Annotated in this window: 16 protein-coding genes; 15 read left to right on the top strand and 1 reads right to left on the bottom strand. The window is 73.6% G+C overall.

Features of this window, described 5'->3' with window-relative positions; genetic code table 11:
- Positions 1-8 precede the first annotated feature (8 nt).
- The 15 genes from Q0858_RS19380 (at position 9) to Q0858_RS19310 (ending at position 16,991) form a co-directional block, all read left to right on the top strand.
- Positions 9-887 (top strand): phosphatidate cytidylyltransferase, encoded by an 879-nt coding sequence (locus tag Q0858_RS19380; RefSeq protein WP_299057921.1) that lies wholly within the window; start codon positions 9-11, stop codon positions 885-887.
- A gap of 11 nt (positions 888-898) precedes the next feature.
- On the top strand, positions 899-1,417 hold the full coding sequence (locus Q0858_RS19375) for a histidine phosphatase family protein (RefSeq protein WP_299057920.1): 519 nt from the start codon (positions 899-901) through the stop codon (positions 1,415-1,417).
- A gap of 102 nt (positions 1,418-1,519) precedes the next feature.
- A complete protein-coding gene (locus Q0858_RS19370) occupies positions 1,520-2,338 on the top strand; it encodes an MIP family channel protein (RefSeq protein WP_299057919.1) in 819 nt (272 codons plus the stop codon).
- 92 nt (positions 2,339-2,430) lie between these two features.
- Positions 2,431-3,948 (top strand): glycerol kinase GlpK, encoded by a 1,518-nt coding sequence (glpK, locus tag Q0858_RS19365; protein WP_299057918.1) that lies wholly within the window; start codon positions 2,431-2,433, stop codon positions 3,946-3,948.
- A gap of 68 nt (positions 3,949-4,016) precedes the next feature.
- Entirely contained in the window at positions 4,017-5,735 is a 1,719-nt protein-coding gene (locus Q0858_RS19360) for a glycerol-3-phosphate dehydrogenase/oxidase (RefSeq protein ID WP_299057916.1), read from the top strand.
- 38 nt (positions 5,736-5,773) lie between these two features.
- Positions 5,774-6,493 carry a hypothetical protein gene (locus Q0858_RS19355; protein WP_299057914.1) on the top strand — a complete coding sequence of 240 codons (720 nt, stop codon included), beginning with the start codon at positions 5,774-5,776 and terminating at the stop codon, positions 6,491-6,493.
- 262 nt (positions 6,494-6,755) lie between these two features.
- On the top strand, positions 6,756-7,922 hold the full coding sequence (gene rlmN / locus Q0858_RS19350) for a 23S rRNA (adenine(2503)-C(2))-methyltransferase RlmN (RefSeq protein WP_299057912.1): 1,167 nt from the start codon (positions 6,756-6,758) through the stop codon (positions 7,920-7,922).
- Positions 7,923-7,936: 14 nt separating this feature from the next.
- The gene (locus tag Q0858_RS19345) at positions 7,937-8,527 is read left to right on the top strand and encodes a class I SAM-dependent methyltransferase (protein ID WP_299057910.1); all 591 of its coding nucleotides are present in this window, start codon (positions 7,937-7,939) and stop codon (positions 8,525-8,527) included.
- A gap of 9 nt (positions 8,528-8,536) precedes the next feature.
- Positions 8,537-9,082 carry an AMP-binding protein gene (locus Q0858_RS19340; RefSeq protein ID WP_299057908.1) on the top strand — a complete coding sequence of 182 codons (546 nt, stop codon included), beginning with the start codon at positions 8,537-8,539 and terminating at the stop codon, positions 9,080-9,082.
- Between the two features lie 77 nt (positions 9,083-9,159).
- A complete protein-coding gene (locus Q0858_RS19335) occupies positions 9,160-10,350 on the top strand; it encodes a serine hydrolase domain-containing protein (RefSeq protein WP_299057906.1) in 1,191 nt (396 codons plus the stop codon).
- A gap of 36 nt (positions 10,351-10,386) precedes the next feature.
- Positions 10,387-11,514, top strand: a complete 1,128-nt coding sequence (locus Q0858_RS19330) for a 1-deoxy-D-xylulose-5-phosphate reductoisomerase (RefSeq protein ID WP_299057904.1) — start codon at positions 10,387-10,389, stop codon at positions 11,512-11,514.
- Between the two features lie 4 nt (positions 11,515-11,518).
- Positions 11,519-12,883, top strand: a complete 1,365-nt coding sequence (locus Q0858_RS19325) for a site-2 protease family protein (RefSeq protein WP_299057902.1) — start codon at positions 11,519-11,521, stop codon at positions 12,881-12,883.
- Positions 12,884-12,965: 82 nt separating this feature from the next.
- On the top strand, positions 12,966-14,120 hold the full coding sequence (gene ispG / locus Q0858_RS19320; RefSeq protein ID WP_299057900.1) for a flavodoxin-dependent (E)-4-hydroxy-3-methylbut-2-enyl-diphosphate synthase: 1,155 nt from the start codon (positions 12,966-12,968) through the stop codon (positions 14,118-14,120).
- 50 nt (positions 14,121-14,170) lie between these two features.
- The gene (locus Q0858_RS19315) at positions 14,171-15,007 is read left to right on the top strand and encodes a GNAT family N-acetyltransferase (protein WP_299057976.1); all 837 of its coding nucleotides are present in this window, start codon (positions 14,171-14,173) and stop codon (positions 15,005-15,007) included.
- A 211-nt stretch (positions 15,008-15,218) separates the two neighbouring features.
- The gene (locus Q0858_RS19310) at positions 15,219-16,991 is read left to right on the top strand and encodes a proline--tRNA ligase (protein WP_299057898.1); all 1,773 of its coding nucleotides are present in this window, start codon (positions 15,219-15,221) and stop codon (positions 16,989-16,991) included.
- Positions 16,992-17,297: 306 nt separating this feature from the next.
- Here the strand turns inward: Q0858_RS19310 and Q0858_RS19305 are convergent, their stop codons facing one another.
- Entirely contained in the window at positions 17,298-18,305 is a 1,008-nt protein-coding gene (locus tag Q0858_RS19305; protein ID WP_299057896.1) for a DUF4439 domain-containing protein, read from the bottom strand.
- Between the last annotated feature and the right edge of the window lie 127 nt (positions 18,306-18,432).

The raw sequence follows: 18,432 nt of genomic DNA, 5'->3' as shown, positions 1-18,432 counted from the left end.
CGCCGCCCATGAGCGACCAGTCGACCCCCGGAACACAGGCCCCCGTCAAGGACCACGGCCGCGCCGGGCGCAACCTGCCCGCCGCCGTCGTCTCGGCGGTCGTGCTCCTGGGGGCGATCGCGGCGTCGCTGCTGTTCTGGAAGCCCGCCTTCATGGTGATCGTCGCGATCGCCGTGGTGGTCGCGATCTGGGAGCTGCGCCGGGCGCTGCTCGAGACCGGCGCCGACCTGCCCGAGCAGCCCCTGATGGCCGGTGGCGTCGTCATGGTCGTCGTCGCCTACCTGTACGGCGCGGACGTGCTCGTCACGGTCACCGCGGTCACCGCCCTGGTCATCATGCTTTGGCTGCTGCGCCGGGGCATCGAGGGCTACGTCGCCAACGCCTCCACCGCGGTCTTCACCCTCGTCTACGTCCCCTTCCTGGGCTCGTTCGTCGCCCTGCTGCTCGCCGAGGGCGGTGTCACCGGCGCCGGGCTCGACGACCACGGGGTGCAGGCCATCATCGTGTTCATCCTGGTGACGGTGGCCTCCGACACCGGCGGGTACGTCGCCGGGGTGCTGTTCGGCCGCCACCCGATGGCGCCCGTCATCTCCCCGAAGAAGTCGTGGGAGGGCCTCGCCGGCTCCGTGGCGTTCTCGACCTTCGCCGGCTGGCTGCTGGTCACGTTCCTGCTGGACGGCGACTGGTGGGTCGGCATGCTGCTGGGCGCCATCGCCGGGGTGATGGCCACCCTGGGCGACCTCCTGGAGTCCGTCATCAAGCGCGACCTGGGTGTCAAGGACATGAGCCAGGTGATCCCCGGCCACGGCGGCCTGATGGACCGCCTGGACTCCCTGCTGGCCACCGCGGCGCCGACCTGGCTGCTGCTGCACTACCTGGTGTTCTGAGCGGCCCCACCGTGCTGCACCTCGTCCGCCACGGGCGGCCTGCCATCGACCCCGCCGTCCCCGCCCGGCGCTGGCGTCTCGACCACGCCCACGTCGACGCCGTCCGCGAGCTCCGCAGCTCCGGCCGCGTCCCCGCCGCCGCCGTGTGGGCCACGTCGCCGGAGATGAAGGCGCTGGAGACCGCCCGTGCGCTCACCAGCGGACCCGTCGCGGTCGTCGACGACCTGCGCGAGCACGACCGCGACGCCGGGTGGCTGGAGGACTTCGACGACGCCGTGGCGCGTGCGTTCACCGACCCCGACTCGCAGGCCGTGCCCGGCTGGGAGCCCCTGCGGGCCTGCGGCGAGCGAGTCCGGACGGCGTACGAGCGGCTGCGGGCCGAGCACCCGACCGCCCCGCTGGTGCTCGTCGGCCACGGGACCTCCTGGACCCTGCTCGTGGCCCACCTGCTCGGCCTGCCCGTCGACAGCACGCTGCTGCCGCGGTGGCGCTCCTGGGGCATGCCGGACGTGGTGTCCCTCGACGCCTGAGACGCCACGGGCGGCGGTGGCGGGGCGGTGGTTGACCGTCCGGTCGGGGAGCGGAAGGGTGTGGCCCGCGACACAACGAGGTGTCGCCGGAACGGAGACGCCATGCGCAAGGGTGGACTGATCGGCGAGCTGAGCGCCGAGTTCGCGGGGACGATGATCCTCATCCTGTTCGGCACCGGGGTGGTGGCGCAGGTCGTGCTCGCCCAAGGGGCGAGCGGTGACTACCAGTCGATCAACTGGGCCTGGGGCATCGGGGTGACGCTCGGCGTCTACACCGCCGCCAGGCTCTCCGGGGCGCACCTGAACCCCGCCGTGACCGTCGCCCTCGCGGCGTTCAAGGGCTTCAGCTGGGCCAAGGTCGGCCCCTACTGCCTGGCACAGCTCGCCGGCGCCTTCGTGGCCGCGCTCATCGTGCGCGCCGTGTACGCCGACTTCATCGGCGCCGTGGACCCCGACACGACCGCGGCCACCCAGGGCATCTTCTTCACCGCGCCCGGCGCGATGCCCAACGGCGACACCGTGTCGATCACGACGGCCTTCGTCGACCAGATCGTCGGCACCGCGATCCTCGTCTTCGTGATCTTCGCCCTCACCACGGCGTGGAACAACCCGCCGCTGGCGAACATCGGGCCCCTGTTCGTGGGCCTGCTCGTCGTGGCGATCGGCATGGCGTTCGGCGCCAACGCCGGCTACGCGATCAACCCGGCCCGCGACCTCGGGCCCCGCATCGCCGCCTTCCTCACCGGCTACGGCGAGGCGTTCGTGCCGGCCGAGGGACCGATCTACTTCTGGCTGCCGATCGTCGCCCCGCTCATCGGCGGCCTCGTCGGCGGCGCGGCCTTCAAGTTCCTCATCGAGGTCCACCTCACCGCGCCGGAGGACGAGGGGTCGGCCGTCGGCGAGGCACGCCCCAACGCCTGACCCCGCAGCAGACCCGCAGACCCGCAGACCCGCAGACCCGCAGACCCGCAGACCGCCGCACCACTCGAGACCCGAGAACGAGAGAGGCATCCATGGCTGACTACGTCGGAGCCGTCGACCAGGGCACGACCAGCACCCGCTTCATGATCTTCAACCACGCCGGCGAGGAGGTGGCGCGCCACCAGCTCGAGCACGAGCAGATCCTGCCGAAGGCCGGCTGGGTCGAGCACGACCCGATCGAGATCTGGGAGCGCACGTCCTCGGTCATCCAGCAGGCGATGAACAAGGCGAACGTGAGCGCCGCCGACCTCGCGGCCATCGGCATCACCAACCAGCGCGAGACCACCGTGGTCTGGAACCCCAAGACCGGCCGGGCCTGGTACAACGCGATCGTCTGGCAGGACACCCGCACCGACCGCATCGCCTCCAAGCTGGAGCGCGACGGCCACGGGGACACCATCCGCCGCAAGGCCGGCCTCCCGCCGGCGACGTACTTCGCGGGCGGCAAGATCCAGTGGATCCTCGAGAACGTCGACGGCGTGCGCGAGGCGGCCGAGAGGGGCGAGGCCATCTTCGGCACCACCGACTCCTGGGTGGTCTGGAACCTCACCGGCGGCACCAACGGCGGCGTGCACGTCACCGACGTGACCAACGCCAGCCGCACGATGCTGATGGACCTCGAGACCTGCGAGTGGGACGACGAGCTGCTCGCGCTGTTCGACATCCCGCGCGCGATGCTCCCGGAGATCAAGGCGTCCTCGGAGCCCGAGAGCTACGGCACGACGCTCACCAACGGTCCCGTCCGCGGCGAGGTCCCGCTCACCGGCATCCTCGGCGACCAGCAGGCCGCGACCGTCGGCCAGGTGTGCTTTGCGCCCGGCGAGGCGAAGAACACCTACGGCACCGGCAACTTCATGCTGCTCAACACCGGCACCGAGCTGGTCCGCTCGGAGGCCGGCCTGCTGACCACCGTCTGCTACAAGTTCGGCGACGAGCCGACGGTCTACGCCCTCGAGGGCTCGATCGCGGTCACCGGCTCGGCGGTCCAGTGGCTGCGCGACCAGCTGGGCATCATCTCCGGTGCCGCGCAGTCGGAGTCCCTGGCCCGGCAGGTCGACGACAACGGCGGCGTCTACTTCGTCCCGGCGTTCTCCGGCCTGTTCGCGCCGTACTGGCGCTCCGACGCCCGCGGCGCGATCGTCGGGCTGTCGCGCTACAACACCAACGCCCACCTGGCGCGGGCGACGCTCGAGGCGATCTGCTACCAGTCGAAGGACGTGGCCGACGCCATGCACTCCGACTCCGGGGTGAAGCTCGAGGTCCTCAAGGTCGACGGCGGCGTCACGGCCAACGAGCTGTGCATGCAGATCCAGGCCGACGTGCTGGGCGTCGAGGTCTCCCGTCCGGTGCTGGCCGAGACGACGTGCCTCGGCGCGGCGTACGCCGCCGGCCTGGCCGTCGGGTTCTGGTCGTCCACCGACGAGCTGCGCGAGAACTGGAACGAGGGCAAGCGCTGGTCGCCGCAGTGGGATGACTCGCAGCGCGAGGAGGGTTACGCCCAGTGGAAGAAGGCCGTCCAGCGCACGCTCGACTGGGTCGACGTGGACTGAGGCCCCCGAGGGGGTCCTCGTTCGGGTACCGGCTGTTCCGCACCACCAACCCACAGGAGGCGTGAACGATGAGGTCGGTTCCCCTGTCCCCGCAGCGACGCGAGGACTCCCTGGCCGCCATGGCGGCCGACGAGCTCGACATCCTGGTGATCGGCGGAGGGGTGGTGGGCACGGGCGCGGCGCTGGACGCCGCGACCCGCGGCCTCTCCGTCGGTCTCGTCGAGGCCCGCGACTTCGCGTCCGGCACCTCGAGCCGCAGCAGCAAGCTCATGCACGGCGGTCTCCGCTACCTGGAGATGCTCGACTTCGCCCTGGTGGCGGAGGCGCTCAAGGAGCGCGGGCTGATGATCGACAAGCTCGCCCCGCACCTCGTGCGTCCCATCCCGTTCCTCTACCCGCTGACCCACCGCGGCTGGGAGCGCTGGTACGTCGGCTCCGGCGTCGCGCTGTACGACGCCATGAGCCGCATCGCCGGCACCGGTGACGTCCCGCTGCACAAGCACCTGACCCGCCGGGGCGCCCGCAAGCTCGCGCCCGCGCTCCGCAAGGACGCGCTCGTCGGTGCGCTGCGCTACTACGACGCCCAGGTCGACGACGCCCGCCACACGATGTTCATCGCCCGCACCGCGGCGGCGTACGGCGCCCACGTGGCGAGCCGGGCACGGGTCGTCGAGCTGCTCCGCGAGGGGGAGCGGGTGACCGGCGCGGTCGTCCACGACCTCGAGAACGACCAGCACGTCACGATCCGCGCCCGCCAGGTCCTGAACGCGACCGGCGTGTGGACCGACGACACCCAGGACCTCGCCGGGCAGGCCCGCCCGTTCCACGTCCGCGCCTCGAAGGGCGTGCACCTGGTCGTGCCGAAGGACCGGATCCGCTCCGAGGTCGGCATGATCCTGCGCACCGAGAAGTCGGTGCTGTTCGTGATCCCGTGGGGCCGCCACTGGATCGTCGGTACCACCGACACCGACTGGGAGCTCGACAAGGCCCACCCGGCGGCGAGCCAGGCCGACATCGACTACATCCTCGAGCACGTCAACAACGTGCTCGAGAAGCCGCTGACCCGCGACGACGTCGAGGGCGTGTACGCCGGCCTGCGCCCGCTGCTGGCGGGGGAGTCGGACGCCACCTCGAAGCTGTCCCGCGAGCACGCCGTGTCGCACCCCGCGCCCGGCCTGGTGGTCGTGGCCGGCGGCAAGTACACGACGTACCGGGTGATGGCGAAGGACGCCGTCGACGAGGCCGTGCACGGTCTCGAGGCCCACGCCGGCCGCCGCGTGCCGGCGTCCGTCACCGAGGACGTCCCGCTGCTCGGCGCCGAGGGCTATCACGCCCTGTGGAACTCGCGGCAGCTCCTGGCCCAGCGCTCGGGCATCCACGAGGCGCGCATCGAGAGCCTGCTCGAGCGCTACGGGACCCTGGTCCACGAGCTGCTCGACATGGTCGCCGACGACCCGTCGCTGGCCGAGCCGCTGACCGGCGCACCCGACCACCTGCGCGTCGAGATCCTGTACGCCGCCACCCACGAGGGCGCCCGCCACGTCGACGACGCCCTGACCCGGCGTACCCGGCTCTCCATCGAGACCTTCGACCGCGGGGTCGGGGCCGTCGAGGAGGTCGCGGAGCTGATGGCGGGTCCGCTGGGCTGGAGCGACGAGCAGAAGTCCGTCGAGATCGAGCACTACCGCGCCCGCGTCGCCGCGGAGCGGGAGAGCCAGCAGATGCCCGACGACGAGACCGCGGACGCCGCCCGGCTCGGGGCGCCCGACATGGTCCCGCTGTCCTGAGTCGGTCCCGGGGCGACGGGGATGGGATGCTGGGCGGCGTGAACGAGCAGGCCTCCCCGCAGCGTCGCCGTCCCCCGGGCTGGCGGGCGGCCCGACCCACCCCCGACGAGCACGACGAGCACGTCGGCGAGGACCCCGCGGAGCAGCCCGGGCCGGCTGCCCGCCCGGACACCGCGTTCGAGCGGGGCGAGACCGTCGAGCGGCCCGCCGTACGGCTCCCGGTCGCCGACCAGCCCGACGCCGATGTCGACGCCGATGTCGACGCCGACGACGACGCCGACGACGACCACCCGGTGTTCGGTGCGCGGCGCGACGACGACCGGACCCGCACCGTGCGCGCCGTCGGCCCCGACCTGTACGCCGACCGTCCTGACGGGAGGGCGGAGGCCGCGGACGACGTGGACCCCGACTCCTGGGACGGCGACTCCTGGGACGACGACTCCTGGGACGGCGAGGACGAGTCGTCCGTCGCCGCCCGTCCGGTGGCGGTGCCGCTGACCGGGTTCTTCACCGGCATGGCCTACATCCTCGGTCTGCCCGTCCTGTACGTGTGGCTCTCCGACCCGGACTCGATCGCCGACTCGGTCGGCGTCGACCTGGCGTGGCTGCTCGCCGCGATCCTGGTGCCGGTCTTCCTCACCGCCATCCCTCAGACCCGCACCTTCGGGCGCTACATGCTGCTCGGGGTGGGCCTGTCCGCGGTGGTGGTCGTCGGCGTCGCCGCCGTCGTCCTCGCGGTCCTGATCTTCCTGGTGTAGCGGAGGTCCGCCGAGTCGGCACGTCTGAGCAGCTGTACGGCGTCGAGTCGGCACGTCTGCGCAGGCCGGTCCTCCGGCGTGACCGCCGCGCGACGCCGCAGCGCCGTACGACGGGGCGCCAGGGGTGCGCAGACGTGCCGACTCGGGGCGCCAGGGGTGCGCAGACGTGCCGACTCGGGGCCCCGGGGGTGCGCAGACGTGCCGACTCGGCGTACCTCGGCCTTTGGGCGGACGACGCCGCGGGTGGGACGATGGGACCACCATGCCGGACCCCGCACCCCAGACCGCACCCGAGAAGACGGCGCAGCCGAGCGAGCCGAAGCCGCTGCCGCTGGTCTTCGCCGAGCCCCGCGGGCGCGCGAAGCCGCCGCGCCACCTCGCCGACCTCCCCGGTCCGGAGCGGAAGGCCGCGCTCGAGGCGGCCGGTCTGCCCGGGTTCCGTGGCGCGCAGCTGGGCCACCACTACTTCGGTCGCCTCGTCGCCGACGCGGCGGAGATGACGGACCTCCCCGCCGCCACCCGCGACGCCCTCGTTGCCGAGCTGCTGCCGACGCTGATGACCCCCGTCCGCACCCTCGAGGCCGACCGCGGGACCACCCGCAAGACGCTGTGGCGCCTGTTCGACAACGCGCTCGTCGAGTCGGTGCTGATGCGCTACCCCGACCGTGCGACGGTCTGCGTGTCGTCCCAGGCCGGCTGCGGCATGGCCTGCCCGTTCTGCGCCACCGGCCAGGGCGGCCTGCAGCGCAACATGTCGACCGCCGAGATCGTCGACCAGGTCGTCTCCGCCGCCCGCGCCATGCGCAACGGCGACGTCGCCGGCGGCCCCGGGCGCCTGTCGAACGTCGTGTTCATGGGCATGGGGGAGCCGCTCGCCAACTACAAGGCCGTCATCGGCGCCGTACGGCGGCTCGTCTCGCCGGCGCCCGAGGGTCTGGGGCTGTCGGCGCGCAACGTGACCGTCTCGACCGTCGGCCTCGTGCCGCGCATCCGCCAGCTGACCGAGGAGGGCATCCCGGTCACCCTCGCGCTGTCGCTCCACGCCCCGGACGACGAGCTCCGCAACACCCTCGTCCCGGTCAACACCCGCTGGTCGGTGGGGGAGACCGTCGACGCCGCCGCCGACTACGCCCGCACCACGGGCCGCCGGGTCTCGATCGAGTACGCCATGATGCGCGGCATCAACGACCAGGCGTGGCGCGCGGACCTGCTCGCCGACGTCCTGCTCGAGCGCGGCGACCGCGGCTGGGTCCACGTGAACCTGATCCCGCTCAACCCGACGCCCGGCTCGAAGTGGACCGCCTCGGACCCCGCCGACGAGCGCGAGTTCGTCCGCCGGCTCGAGGCCAAGGGCATCTCCACCACCGTCCGCGACACCCGCGGCCGCGAGATCGACGGCGCCTGCGGCCAGCTGGCCGCGGCCGAGTAGCCACCGCCCCGGCGATGGACGACCTCGCCGCGCGGTACGACGCTGCGGCGGACGACTACGACGGGACCCGCGGCGGTGACGCCCGGGCCGCCGCGGTGGCCGCCGAGGTCGCTCGCCTCGCGCCGGGTCTCGGGCTGCTGCTCGACGTCGCCGGGGGCACCGGCAGCGTCGGCTCGGCCCTCGCCGCGACGGGTCGCGAGGTGCTGGTCCTCGACGCGAGCGCGGGCATGCTCCGCCACGCCGTACGACGGCTGCCCGGCCGGGTCGTGCGTGCCGACGCCCGCCGCCTGCCGCTCCGGGACGGCGCGGTGCCGGCCGTGTCGGTCGTCTGGCTGCTGCACCTGCTCCCGGTCGCCGACGCGGACGCCGTGCTGGCCGAGGCCGCGCGGGTGCTGCGACCCGGCGGCGTCCTGGTGACCACCGTCGACAAGGACCTCGCCCACGGCCCGGTCCGGCGCACCGACGCCGACGCGGCGGACCGCGTCGCCGCCGTCTGCGCCGGTCTCGGCCTGGAGGCCTGCGGCAGCGGACGGGTCCACGGTGAGACCCGCTGGGTGCAGACCGGGGACGGGTGGCGCGTCGAGGCGTTCCGCCGCGCTCCGTAGGGTCGCCGCGTGAACCTCTGCTTCGACGCCCTCGACCGGCAGGTCATCGTCGGCCGGGCCGACGTCCCCGCCGTGGTCGACGGCTCCGCGACCTGGACCGTGGCCCGGCTGCTCGAGGAGGTCGGCGCGATCGGCGGCGCGATGCGCGGCCTGGGTGTCGAACCGGGCTCGGTCGTCGGGATCGACGTGGCCGACCCCCGCACCCGGCTCGTCGCCGGGCTCGCCGCGCTGCGGCTCGGGGCGGTGCCGGTGCTCGACGGCCCGGCCGAGGCGCCCGCGCTGCTGCTCGTCGACGAGGCGCCCGCGGCGGGGGCGACCACCGCGCCGGCCGTGCTGGTGACCGGTGAGGCTCCGACGGTGGTCGAGACCCGCGACCTCTCCCTGCCGGCCGCTCTACGGGCCGGTCGCACGGACCCCGCCCCGGTGTCCGAGCCGCTGCCCGGGCGCCCGGCGTACGTCGTGGGGGAGCGGGAGGTCCACGAGCCCGAGACCGGCACGTTCCTCGGCGCGGCGCTGGCCGACCTGGGCGCGGGCCGGCTCGTCGACCTGCGCTGACCCCTCCGTTCGGAGGGGGTCCGCGCCGCGGGCCCGGCCTACCGTCGCAGGACACCCGCCCGCGACGGAGGAACGCCATGACCACCGACCAGCGACCCGACCTGAAGACCGCCTGCGACGCCGTCCTCGAGGGGGTCGTCGGCTCCGGCGGCGTCCCCGGGGTGGTGGCGATGGTGACCGACCGCGAGCGCGACCTGTACGGCGGCGCCGTCGGTCGCCGCAGCCTGGACTCCGACGAGCCGATCACCGCCGACTCGGTGTTCGCGATCTTCTCCACCACCAAGGCGATCACCGGCACGGCCTGCCTCCAGCTGGTCGAGGAGGGCCGGCTCGACCTGGACGCCCCGGCCTCGACGTACGCGCCCGAGCTGGGTGACGTGCAGGTCCTCGACGGCTTCGACGACGACGGGTCACCCCGCCTGCGGCCCCCGGCGAGCGCGCCGACCACCCGTCAGCTGCTCTGCCACACCGCCGGGTTCGCGTACGACTTCTTCGACCACGACTACGCCCGGCTCGCCACCGAGCACGGGCAGCCCAGCGTCGTCACCGCCTCCCGGGCGGCGCTGCGGACCCCGCTGACCTTCGACCCGGGCACCCAGTGGAAGTACGGCTCGAACATCGACTGGGCGGGCCAGGTCGTCGAGGGCATCACCGGGCAGCGTCTCGGTGAGGTGTTCGCCGAGCGGATCTTCGCCCCGCTGGGGATGACGGACACCTCGTTCACCCTCGACGGCGGCATGCGGGACCGGAAGGTCACGATGCACCAGCGCGGCGAGGACGGCGTGCTGGCCGCCACCGACTTCGAGCTGCCCGAGCCCGAGGTCCACATGGGCGGGCACGGCCTCTGGTCGACGGTGCCGGACTACATGAAGTTCATCCGGCTGTGGCTCAACGACGGCGCCGCGCCCGACGGGACGCAGGTGCTGCGCCCCGAGACCGTGGCCATGGCCGCGCGCAACCACCTGGAGGGCGACATGACCATCACCGGGCTGCCCGGGGTGATCCCGCAGCTCTCGAACGACGCCGAGTTCTTCCCCGGCATGCCGAAGACCTGGGCGCTGACGTTCATGATCAACGACGAGGACGCCCCGACCGGTCGTCCCGCCGGGTCGCTGGCGTGGGCCGGACTGGCCAACCTCTACTACTGGATCGACCGCCGCCACGGCATCGGCGGCTTCTGGGCGACGCAGATCTTCCCCTTCGCCGACCCGGCGTCCGTCGGCGGCTACTTCGACTTCGAGGCGGCGGCGTACGGCGCGCTGGGGTGACGGCGGGGCCGTGGCGCGGCCTGCGAGCATGACGGGATGCGTCGAGACGTCGTCATCCTCGGGTCCACCGGGTCGATCGGGACCCAGGCCCTCGACCTCTGCCGGGCCCACCCGGACCGGTTCCGCGTCGTCGGCCTCGCCGCCGGCGGCTCCCGCCCCGACGAGTTCCAGCGGCAGGTCGACGAGTTCGCCCCGTCGTACGCCGGGCTCGGCGACGCCGCCGCGCTCGAGGCGGCGGGCACCCCGTGCGACGTCGTCCTCAACGGCATCACCGGCGCGGCCGGGCTGCGCCCCACGCTGACGGCGCTGGAGGCCGGCAGCACGCTGGCCCTGGCCAACAAGGAGTCGCTGATCATCGGCGGCCCGATCGTCCTCGACCTCGCGGCCCCCGGCCAGATCGTGCCCGTCGACTCCGAGCACTCCGCGGTCGCCCAGGCCCTGCGCGCGGGGACCGGCGCCGAGGTCCGCCGCCTGGTCCTGACCGCCAGCGGCGGCCCGTTCCGGGGTCGCAGCGCCGACGACCTCGCCGACGTGACGCCCGCCGACGCACTGAAGCACCCGAACTTCGCGATGGGTCCGGTCATCACGGTCAACTCGGCCACCCTGGTGAACAAGGGCCTCGAGGTCATCGAGGCGGCGCTGCTGTTCGACCTGCCGCTCGAGCGTGTCGACGTCGTCGTGCACCCGCAGCAGCTCGTGCACTCGATGGTCGAGTTCGTCGACGGCTCGACCATAGCCCAGGCCTCGCCCCCGTCGATGCTCATCCCCATCGCCCTCGGGATGGGCTGGCCGGACCGCGTGCCCGACGCCGGTCCGGGCTGCGACTGGACCACCGCGTCGACGTGGACCTTCGAGCCGCTCGACGACGAGGCCTTCCCCGCGGTCGTGCTCGCCCGCCGTGCCGGTGCGGCCGGCGGCACCGCCCCCGCCGTCTACAACGCCGCCAACGAGGTCGCCGTCGCCGCGTTCCTCGACGGCCGGCTGCCCTTCACCCGGATCGTCGCGGTCGTGGCCGACGTCCTCGCGGCGCACACCTCCGCGCAGGACGGCGGCGTACGCTCGACCTCGCCGCGGCTCACCGTCGACGACGTCCTGGCCGCGGACACGTGGGCACGCGCCGAGGCGACCGCCCGCCTGACGACGCCGCACGAGGGAGACAGCTGAGCCGGTGACCCTACTCCTCTACACGGCGGGCGTCCTCTTCTTCGTCCTCGCGATCCTGGTCTCGATCGGCCTCCACGAGCTGGGGCACCTCGTGCCGGCGCGCGCCTTCGGCGGCAAGGTCACGCAGTACTTCATCGGCTTCGGCCCCACGGTGTGGTCGAAGCAGGTCGGCGAGACCGAGTGGGGCGTCAAGGCGATCCCGCTCGGCGGCTACGTGAAGATCGTCGGCATGCTCCCGCCGGGGGCCGGCGACCTCGCCGAGCCGCAGGGGTACGACGAGGAGGGCCGCCCGGCGTACAAGGTGCGGAAGTCGAACACCGGCCTGTTCGCACAGCTCGTGTCCGACGCCCGCGCCGCCGAGTGGGAGCTGGTCGGGCCGGAGGACCACGACCGGCTCTTCTACCGGCTCGCGTGGTGGAAGAAGGTCGTCGTGATGGCGGGCGGGCCGATGGTCAACATCGTCATCGCCTTCGTGATCTTCCTCGGGATCTTCTCGACGTACGGCAACCCGAGCGACGTGCAGCCCGTCGGCACGCAGGTCGAGGAGGTCTCGGCGTGCGTCCTGCCGTACGACGAGGCCGACCGCCCCTGCGCGGCCGGGGACCCCGAGGCCCCCGCCGCCGAGGCGGGACTGCGGCCCGGCGACGAGATCACCGCCTTCAACGGCACCCCGGTCAGCGACTGGGACGAGCTGCAGGGCCTCATCCGTGACAACAGCGACGGCGAGGCCGTGCTGACCTGGGTGCGCGACGGGCAGGAGATGACGGGGGAGACGAGCACCACCGTGCAGGCCCGCCCGGGCACCGGTGCGGACGTCGACCCGGAGCGGCTCACCGAGGTCGGATTCCTCGGCGTGAGCCCCGAGGCCGCCCGCACGACCGGCGGCCCGCTCTACACCCTCGGCGAGATGGGCACCATGGCGGTGCAGACCGCCGAGGCGCTGGTCACCCTGCCCGTGCGCGTGTACGGCGTCGGCAAGGCCATCGTCGGCTTGGAGGAGCGCGACCCCGACAGCCCGATCAGCGTCGTCGGCGGCGGTCGGATCGCCGGCGAGACCGCGTCCACCGACCTCATCCCGGGCCTGGACCGCCTCGTGTTCCTCCTGCTGCTCGTGGCGGGGTTCAACTTCTTCATCGGCGCGCTCAACCTCGTGCCGCTGCTGCCGCTCGACGGCGGCCACATCGCGGGCGCGCTGTACGAGGCCGGACGCCGCGGGGTGGCCCGGCTGCGCCGGCGCCCCGACCCCGGGTACGCCGACGTCGCGAAGATGCTCCCCGTCGCGTACGTCGTCGCCTCCGCGCTGCTGGTGATGGGCGTCGTCCTCATCGTCGGCGACATCGTCGTGCCCCTCTCCGTGCTGCCCGACTGACCGGGACGACGACCCGCCGGCGGCGGGTCGGTGCGCCCCGGCGAGGCGGGGATCCCCACGCCCGGCGAGTAATCTCAGAACCATGAGCACCGTGAGCCTGGGCATGCCCGCACCCCCACCCCCGGTGCTGGCCCCGCGGCGTCCCACCCGCCAGATCAAGGTCGGCAAGGTCGGCGTCGGGAGCGAGTCGGAGGTCTCGGTGCAGTCGATGACGACGACCCTGACCAGCGACGTCAACGCCACCCTGCAGCAGATCGCGGAGCTGACCACCGCCGGCTGCGACATCGTCCGTGTCGCCTGCCCGAGTCAGGACGACGCCGACGCGCTGCCCGCGATCGCGACCAAGTCGCAGATCCCCGTCATCGCCGACATCCACTTCCAGCCGCGCTACGTCTTCGCGGCGATCGAGGCCGGCTGCGCCGCCGTCCGGGTGAACCCGGGCAACATCCGCAAGTTCGACGACCAGGTCAAGGAGATCGCGGCCGCGGCCAAGGACCACGGCACGTCGATCCGGATCGGCGTCAACGCGGGCTCGCTCGACAAGCGGATCATGGACAAGTACGGCCGGGCCACCCCGGAGGCGCTCGTCGAGTCGGCCATCTGGGAGGCGTCGCTGTTCGAGGAGCACGGCTTCCGCGACTTCAAGATCTCCGTCAAGCACAACGACCCGGTCGTGATGGTCCGCGCCTACGAGCTGCTCGCCGAGGCCGGCGACTGGCCGCTGCACCTCGGCGTCACCGAGGCCGGTCCCGCGTTCCAGGGCACCATCAAGTCGTCCGTCGCCTTCGGCCACCTGCTCAGCCAGGGCATCGGCGACACCATCCGGGTCTCGCTGTCCGCGCCGCCGGTCGAGGAGGTCAAGGTCGGCATCCAGATCCTGGAGAGCCTCAACCTCAAGCCCCGCCGCCTCGAGATCGTGTCCTGCCCGTCCTGCGGTCGCGCCCAGGTCGACGTCTACACGCTCGCCGAGGAGGTCACCGCCGGCCTCGACGGGCTCGAGGTCCCGCTGCGGGTGGCCGTCATGGGCTGCGTCGTCAACGGCCCGGGGGAGGCCCGCGAGGCCGACCTCGGCGTCGCGTCCGGCAACGGCAAGGGCCAGATCTTCGTCAAGGGCGAGGTCATCAAGACCGTCCCGGAGTCGCAGATCGTCGAGACCCTCATCGAGGAGGCCATGCGCCTGGCCGACGAGATGGGCCTCGACGCCGAGTCGGGCGAGCCCACGGTCTCGGTGTCCTGAGCCGACCGACGGCCACGGGACGCCGGGGCTAGGCTCGCGCCGTGCTCGCGATGCGGGAGGGACTGCACGTCCTGGGGTCCGAGGACCTCGAGGACTTCCTCGTGCTGACCGCCCTCGACCCGGTGGTCAACTGCTTCGCGGACTACCGCGCCCGCACCACCCGCCTCGACCCCCGCTGGCTCGGCGGCGAGGTGTGGGGCCGGTACGACGGGGGCCGCCTCACCGCGGCCTGCCACCTCGGCGCCAACCTCGTGCCGATCCAGGCGTCGGCGGACGACGCCCGGGCCTTCGCGGAGCGCGCGGTACGACGTCCCCGCTCGGTGTCCACCCTGGTGGGTCCGCAGGCCGCCGTCCGGGCGTTCTGGGACGTCGCGGCCGCCACCTGGGAGGCACCCCGCGACGAGCGGTGGGACCAGCCGCACCTCGAGCTGATCGGCGAGCCGCTGGTGGAGCCCGACCCCGAGGTGCGGGTCACCACGAAGGCCGACCTCGAGACGCTCTACCCCGCGTGCGTGGCGATGTACTCCGAGGAGGTCGGCGTCTCGCCCGAGCGCGGCGGCTCGTCCGCGCTCTACCGGGCGCGGGTGACCCAGCTCGTCAGCCGGGGGTGGTCGTTCGCCCGCTTCGAGGACGACCGCGTGGTCTTCAAGGCCGAGGTCGCCTGCGTCAGCCCGGCCGCCGCCCAGATCCAGGGGGTCTGGGTGCCCCCCGACCGCCGCGGCGAGGGCCTCGCGACCCGCGGCATGGCCGCCGTCGCGCGGCTGGTCGTGCCCGAGCTGGCGCCCTCGCTGTCGCTGTACGTCAACGAGTGGAACGAGCCCGCCCGCCGGGCGTACGAGGCCTGCGGCTTCCGCCAGACCGCGACGTTCTCGACACTGATGTTCTGACCCACCGCGGCCGAGGAACGAGGGCGCGACCGCGGGTCGGGACCCGGTCAGAGGGAAGTCGGCGTCCCACCACGTGCGTTCGGGCCGACTCGGTGGTGCGTGGGCGTGCGTTCGGGCCGACTCGGCGGTGCGTGGACGTGCGTTCGGGCCGACTCGGCCGGGACGGAAACCGGTTCGAGCCCGTCCACGGCCCACGACTAGCCTTCGACGCATGATCCTCAGACTCTCCCGGCTCTTCGTCCGCACCCTGCGCGAGGACCCCGTCGACGCGGAGGTGCCGAGCCACCGGCTGCTGGTCCGCGCCGGCTACGTGCGCCGGACGGCCCCGGGGATCTACACCTGGCTGCCGCTGGGGCTGCGGGTGCTGCGCAAGGTCGAGGGGATCGTGCGCGAGGAGATGGACGCGATCGGCGCCCAGGAGCTGTCGTTCCCGGCGCTGCTGCCCCGCGAGCCCTACGAGGCCAGCAACCGCTGGACGACGTACGGCGACGGCATCTTCCGCCTCAAGGACCGCCGCGGCGGCGACTACCTGCTCGGCCCCACCCACGAGGAGATGTTCACCCTCGCGGTGAAGGACCTGTACTCCTCGTACAAGGACCTGCCGGTCTGGCTCTACCAGATCCAGACGAAGTACCGGGACGAGGCGCGGCCCCGCGCCGGGGTGCTGCGCGGCCGCGAGTTCATCATGAAGGACTCCTACTCCTTCGACGTCTCCCACGAGGGCCTGGAGCGCTCGTACGCCGCCCACCGCGAGGCCTACGTCCGGATCTTCGACCGGCTCGGCTTCGACTACGCGATCGTCAAGGCCACCTCGGGGGCGATGGGCGGGTCACGCTCGGAGGAGTTCCTGGCCCGCGCGGACTCGGGCGAGGACACCTACGTCCGCTGCACGACCTGCGACTACGCCGCGAACGTCGAGGCCGTCGAGGTCCGGCCGGAGCCCCCGCGCAGCACGGAGGGACTGCCCGCCGCGCACGCCGAGCAGACGCCCGCGACCCCCACCATCGCCACGCTGGTCGACCACCTCAACGAGAAGCACCCGCGCGACGACCGGGCCTGGACGGCGGGGGACACCCTCAAGAACGTCCTGCTCGTGCTCAAGCACCCCGACGGCACGCGCGAGCCCCTCGCCGTGGGCCTGCCCGGCGACCGCGAGGTCGACCAGAAGCGCCTCGAGGGCCAGCTGGAGCCCATCGAGGTCGAGCCCATGGACGAGGCCGAGCTCGCGAGGCACCCGGCGCTGGTGAAGGGCTACATCGGCCCCGGCGTCCTCGGCGCGGACAACGCCAGCGGGATCCGCTATCTCGTCGACCCCCGGGTCGTCGACGGCACGGCGTGGGTGACCGGCGCGGACGTCGACGGCAGCCACGTCCTCGACCTCGTCGCGGGGCGCGACTTCACGCCCGACGGCACCATCGAGGCCGCCGAGGTCCGTGACGGCGACCCCTGCCCGACCTGCGACGACGGGGTGCTGGAGAGCGCCCGCGGCATCGAGATGGGCCACATCTTCCAGCTGGGCCGATGGTTCGCCGAGGCGCTCGACCTGCGGGTGCTCGACGAGAACGGCAAGCTCGTGACGGTGACCATGGGCTCCTACGGCATCGGCGTGACCCGCGCGGTCGCCGCCATCGCCGAGGGCACCCACGACGACCTCGGCCTGTGCTGGCCGCGCGAGGTCGCCCCCGCCGACGTCCACCTCGTCGCCACCGGGAAGGACGCCGCGGTCTTCGAGGCCGCCGACGCGATCGCCACCGAGCTCGAGGCCCGCGGCGTCGAGGTCATGTACGACGACCGGCCCAAGGTCAGCCCCGGCGTGAAGTTCAAGGACGCCGAGCTCCTCGGCGTCCCGACCCTCGTCGTGGTCGGCAAGGGGCTCGCGGACGGCGTCGTGGAGGTGCGGGACCGGCGCACCGGCGAGAGGGAGGACCTGCCGACCGACGCCGTCGTCGACCGCGTGGTCGAGGTCGTGCGCGCCGAGGGCTGAGGTTCGTTCCTGCGACTTCGTGCACTGCACACTTATGCAGTTCACAGGGGTCGCGCGGAGGCCGTCCCGCGTTGCATGCTTGTGCAACGAGGTGAGGCGCTCGGGCGCCAGACCTCGTACCCCCCACAGAAGAATCAGGGTGTCGCCCTCTGCAGGCGACGACCCTGCCGGGCGCCGAGTTGACCGGCCCCGGCACGACGGCCCGCCCGCAGCGAGGATGATCTCGGGACTTCCTCGCAGCGGGCGGGCCGCCTCTCTTCCGGCCCGTCGGCCGTCGGTTCGCCGGACCGGCCGGACCCGGCGGTCTCAGAGCCCCGGCAGGTCCTGCGGCTCGCCGCCGAGCCCGAGGCGCACGAGCGACGCGTCGACCAGCGCCCGCACCGCCCACGTGCGGACCTCGCCGGTCGTGCCCGCGACGAGGTAGGCGTACGTCGTCGCACAGCCGTCCTCCACCCCGCGGGCGGCGTCACGGGCGCCGGACTCGTCGCCGGAGGCGCCCACCGCGGGCAGCTCGTACGACGGCGCGGCCGCCACGGGCTCCTCGCCGGCCGCGCGCAGCGCGTCGGTCAGGGCGTCGCGGCGGGCGAGGTGCACCCCGTAGGCCCCGTCGACGTCGGCGTAGAGGTCGGGGCTGGCCGAGGACGACGTCCGTGCGCCGACGACCGCGAGCGTGAAGACCGCGGCGTGCTCCGCGCCGAGGGCGAGCTGCAGCGCCTCCACGGCGTCCGCCGGGAGTCCCGGGGCCGACACCGGCACACCGGCCGGCCGAGGCAGCACGGCGTCGCCGGTGGGGTCGAGGACCGTCAGCCGCTGGGCCAGCCCCGCGGCGACCGACGCGAGGAGCCGGGCGAGCCGTCCGGACTCGGACGCGGCGGCGAGGTCGGCGTACGCGAGGACGGCCTCCCGCTCGGCGGCGAGGACGGCGGCGCGGGCGCGGGGCGGCCGGGCCGGGACCTCCTCGGCGTCGCCCGGTCCGCTCGGGCCGCTCGGCGTGTCCTCGGGTCGCAGCTCGGCGTCGTGGGCGGCGTGCAGGTCGCGCAGCGCCCCGAGGTCGGACCGCAGGCCGGGGTGACGGCGCACCGTGGCGCGGACCCGGGCGGCCAGGTCCTCCGTGAGCGCCAGCGCGTCGCCCAGGACGTCGTCGTCGCCGGGGACGGTGTCGGTGGCAGGGCCCGCACCCGAGCCCGCGCCCGAGCCCCGCACGCCGCACCCCGTGAGCCCGGCCACCGCGAGGCCCAGCAGTCCGCCCGCGACGCCGAGCACGGCACGGCGGGGCAGGCCGTGGGCCGGTCCGGGGGGCTGACGGTCGGGCACCGCACGAGGGTAGGTCACCGTTACAGTGGTGGGTCCGCCGAGGCCGGGCCCCGAGAGACGTTCCGGCGTGACGGCAGGACCAGCAGGCACAACAGCAGAAGGAGGTCGGCGTAGCCGTGCAGCAGGC

Source organism: uncultured Nocardioides sp. (assembly GCF_947489365.1).
GTDB lineage: Bacteria > Actinomycetota > Actinomycetes > Propionibacteriales > Nocardioidaceae > Nocardioides.
This window is presented reverse-complemented; position numbering and strand designations above follow the sequence as displayed.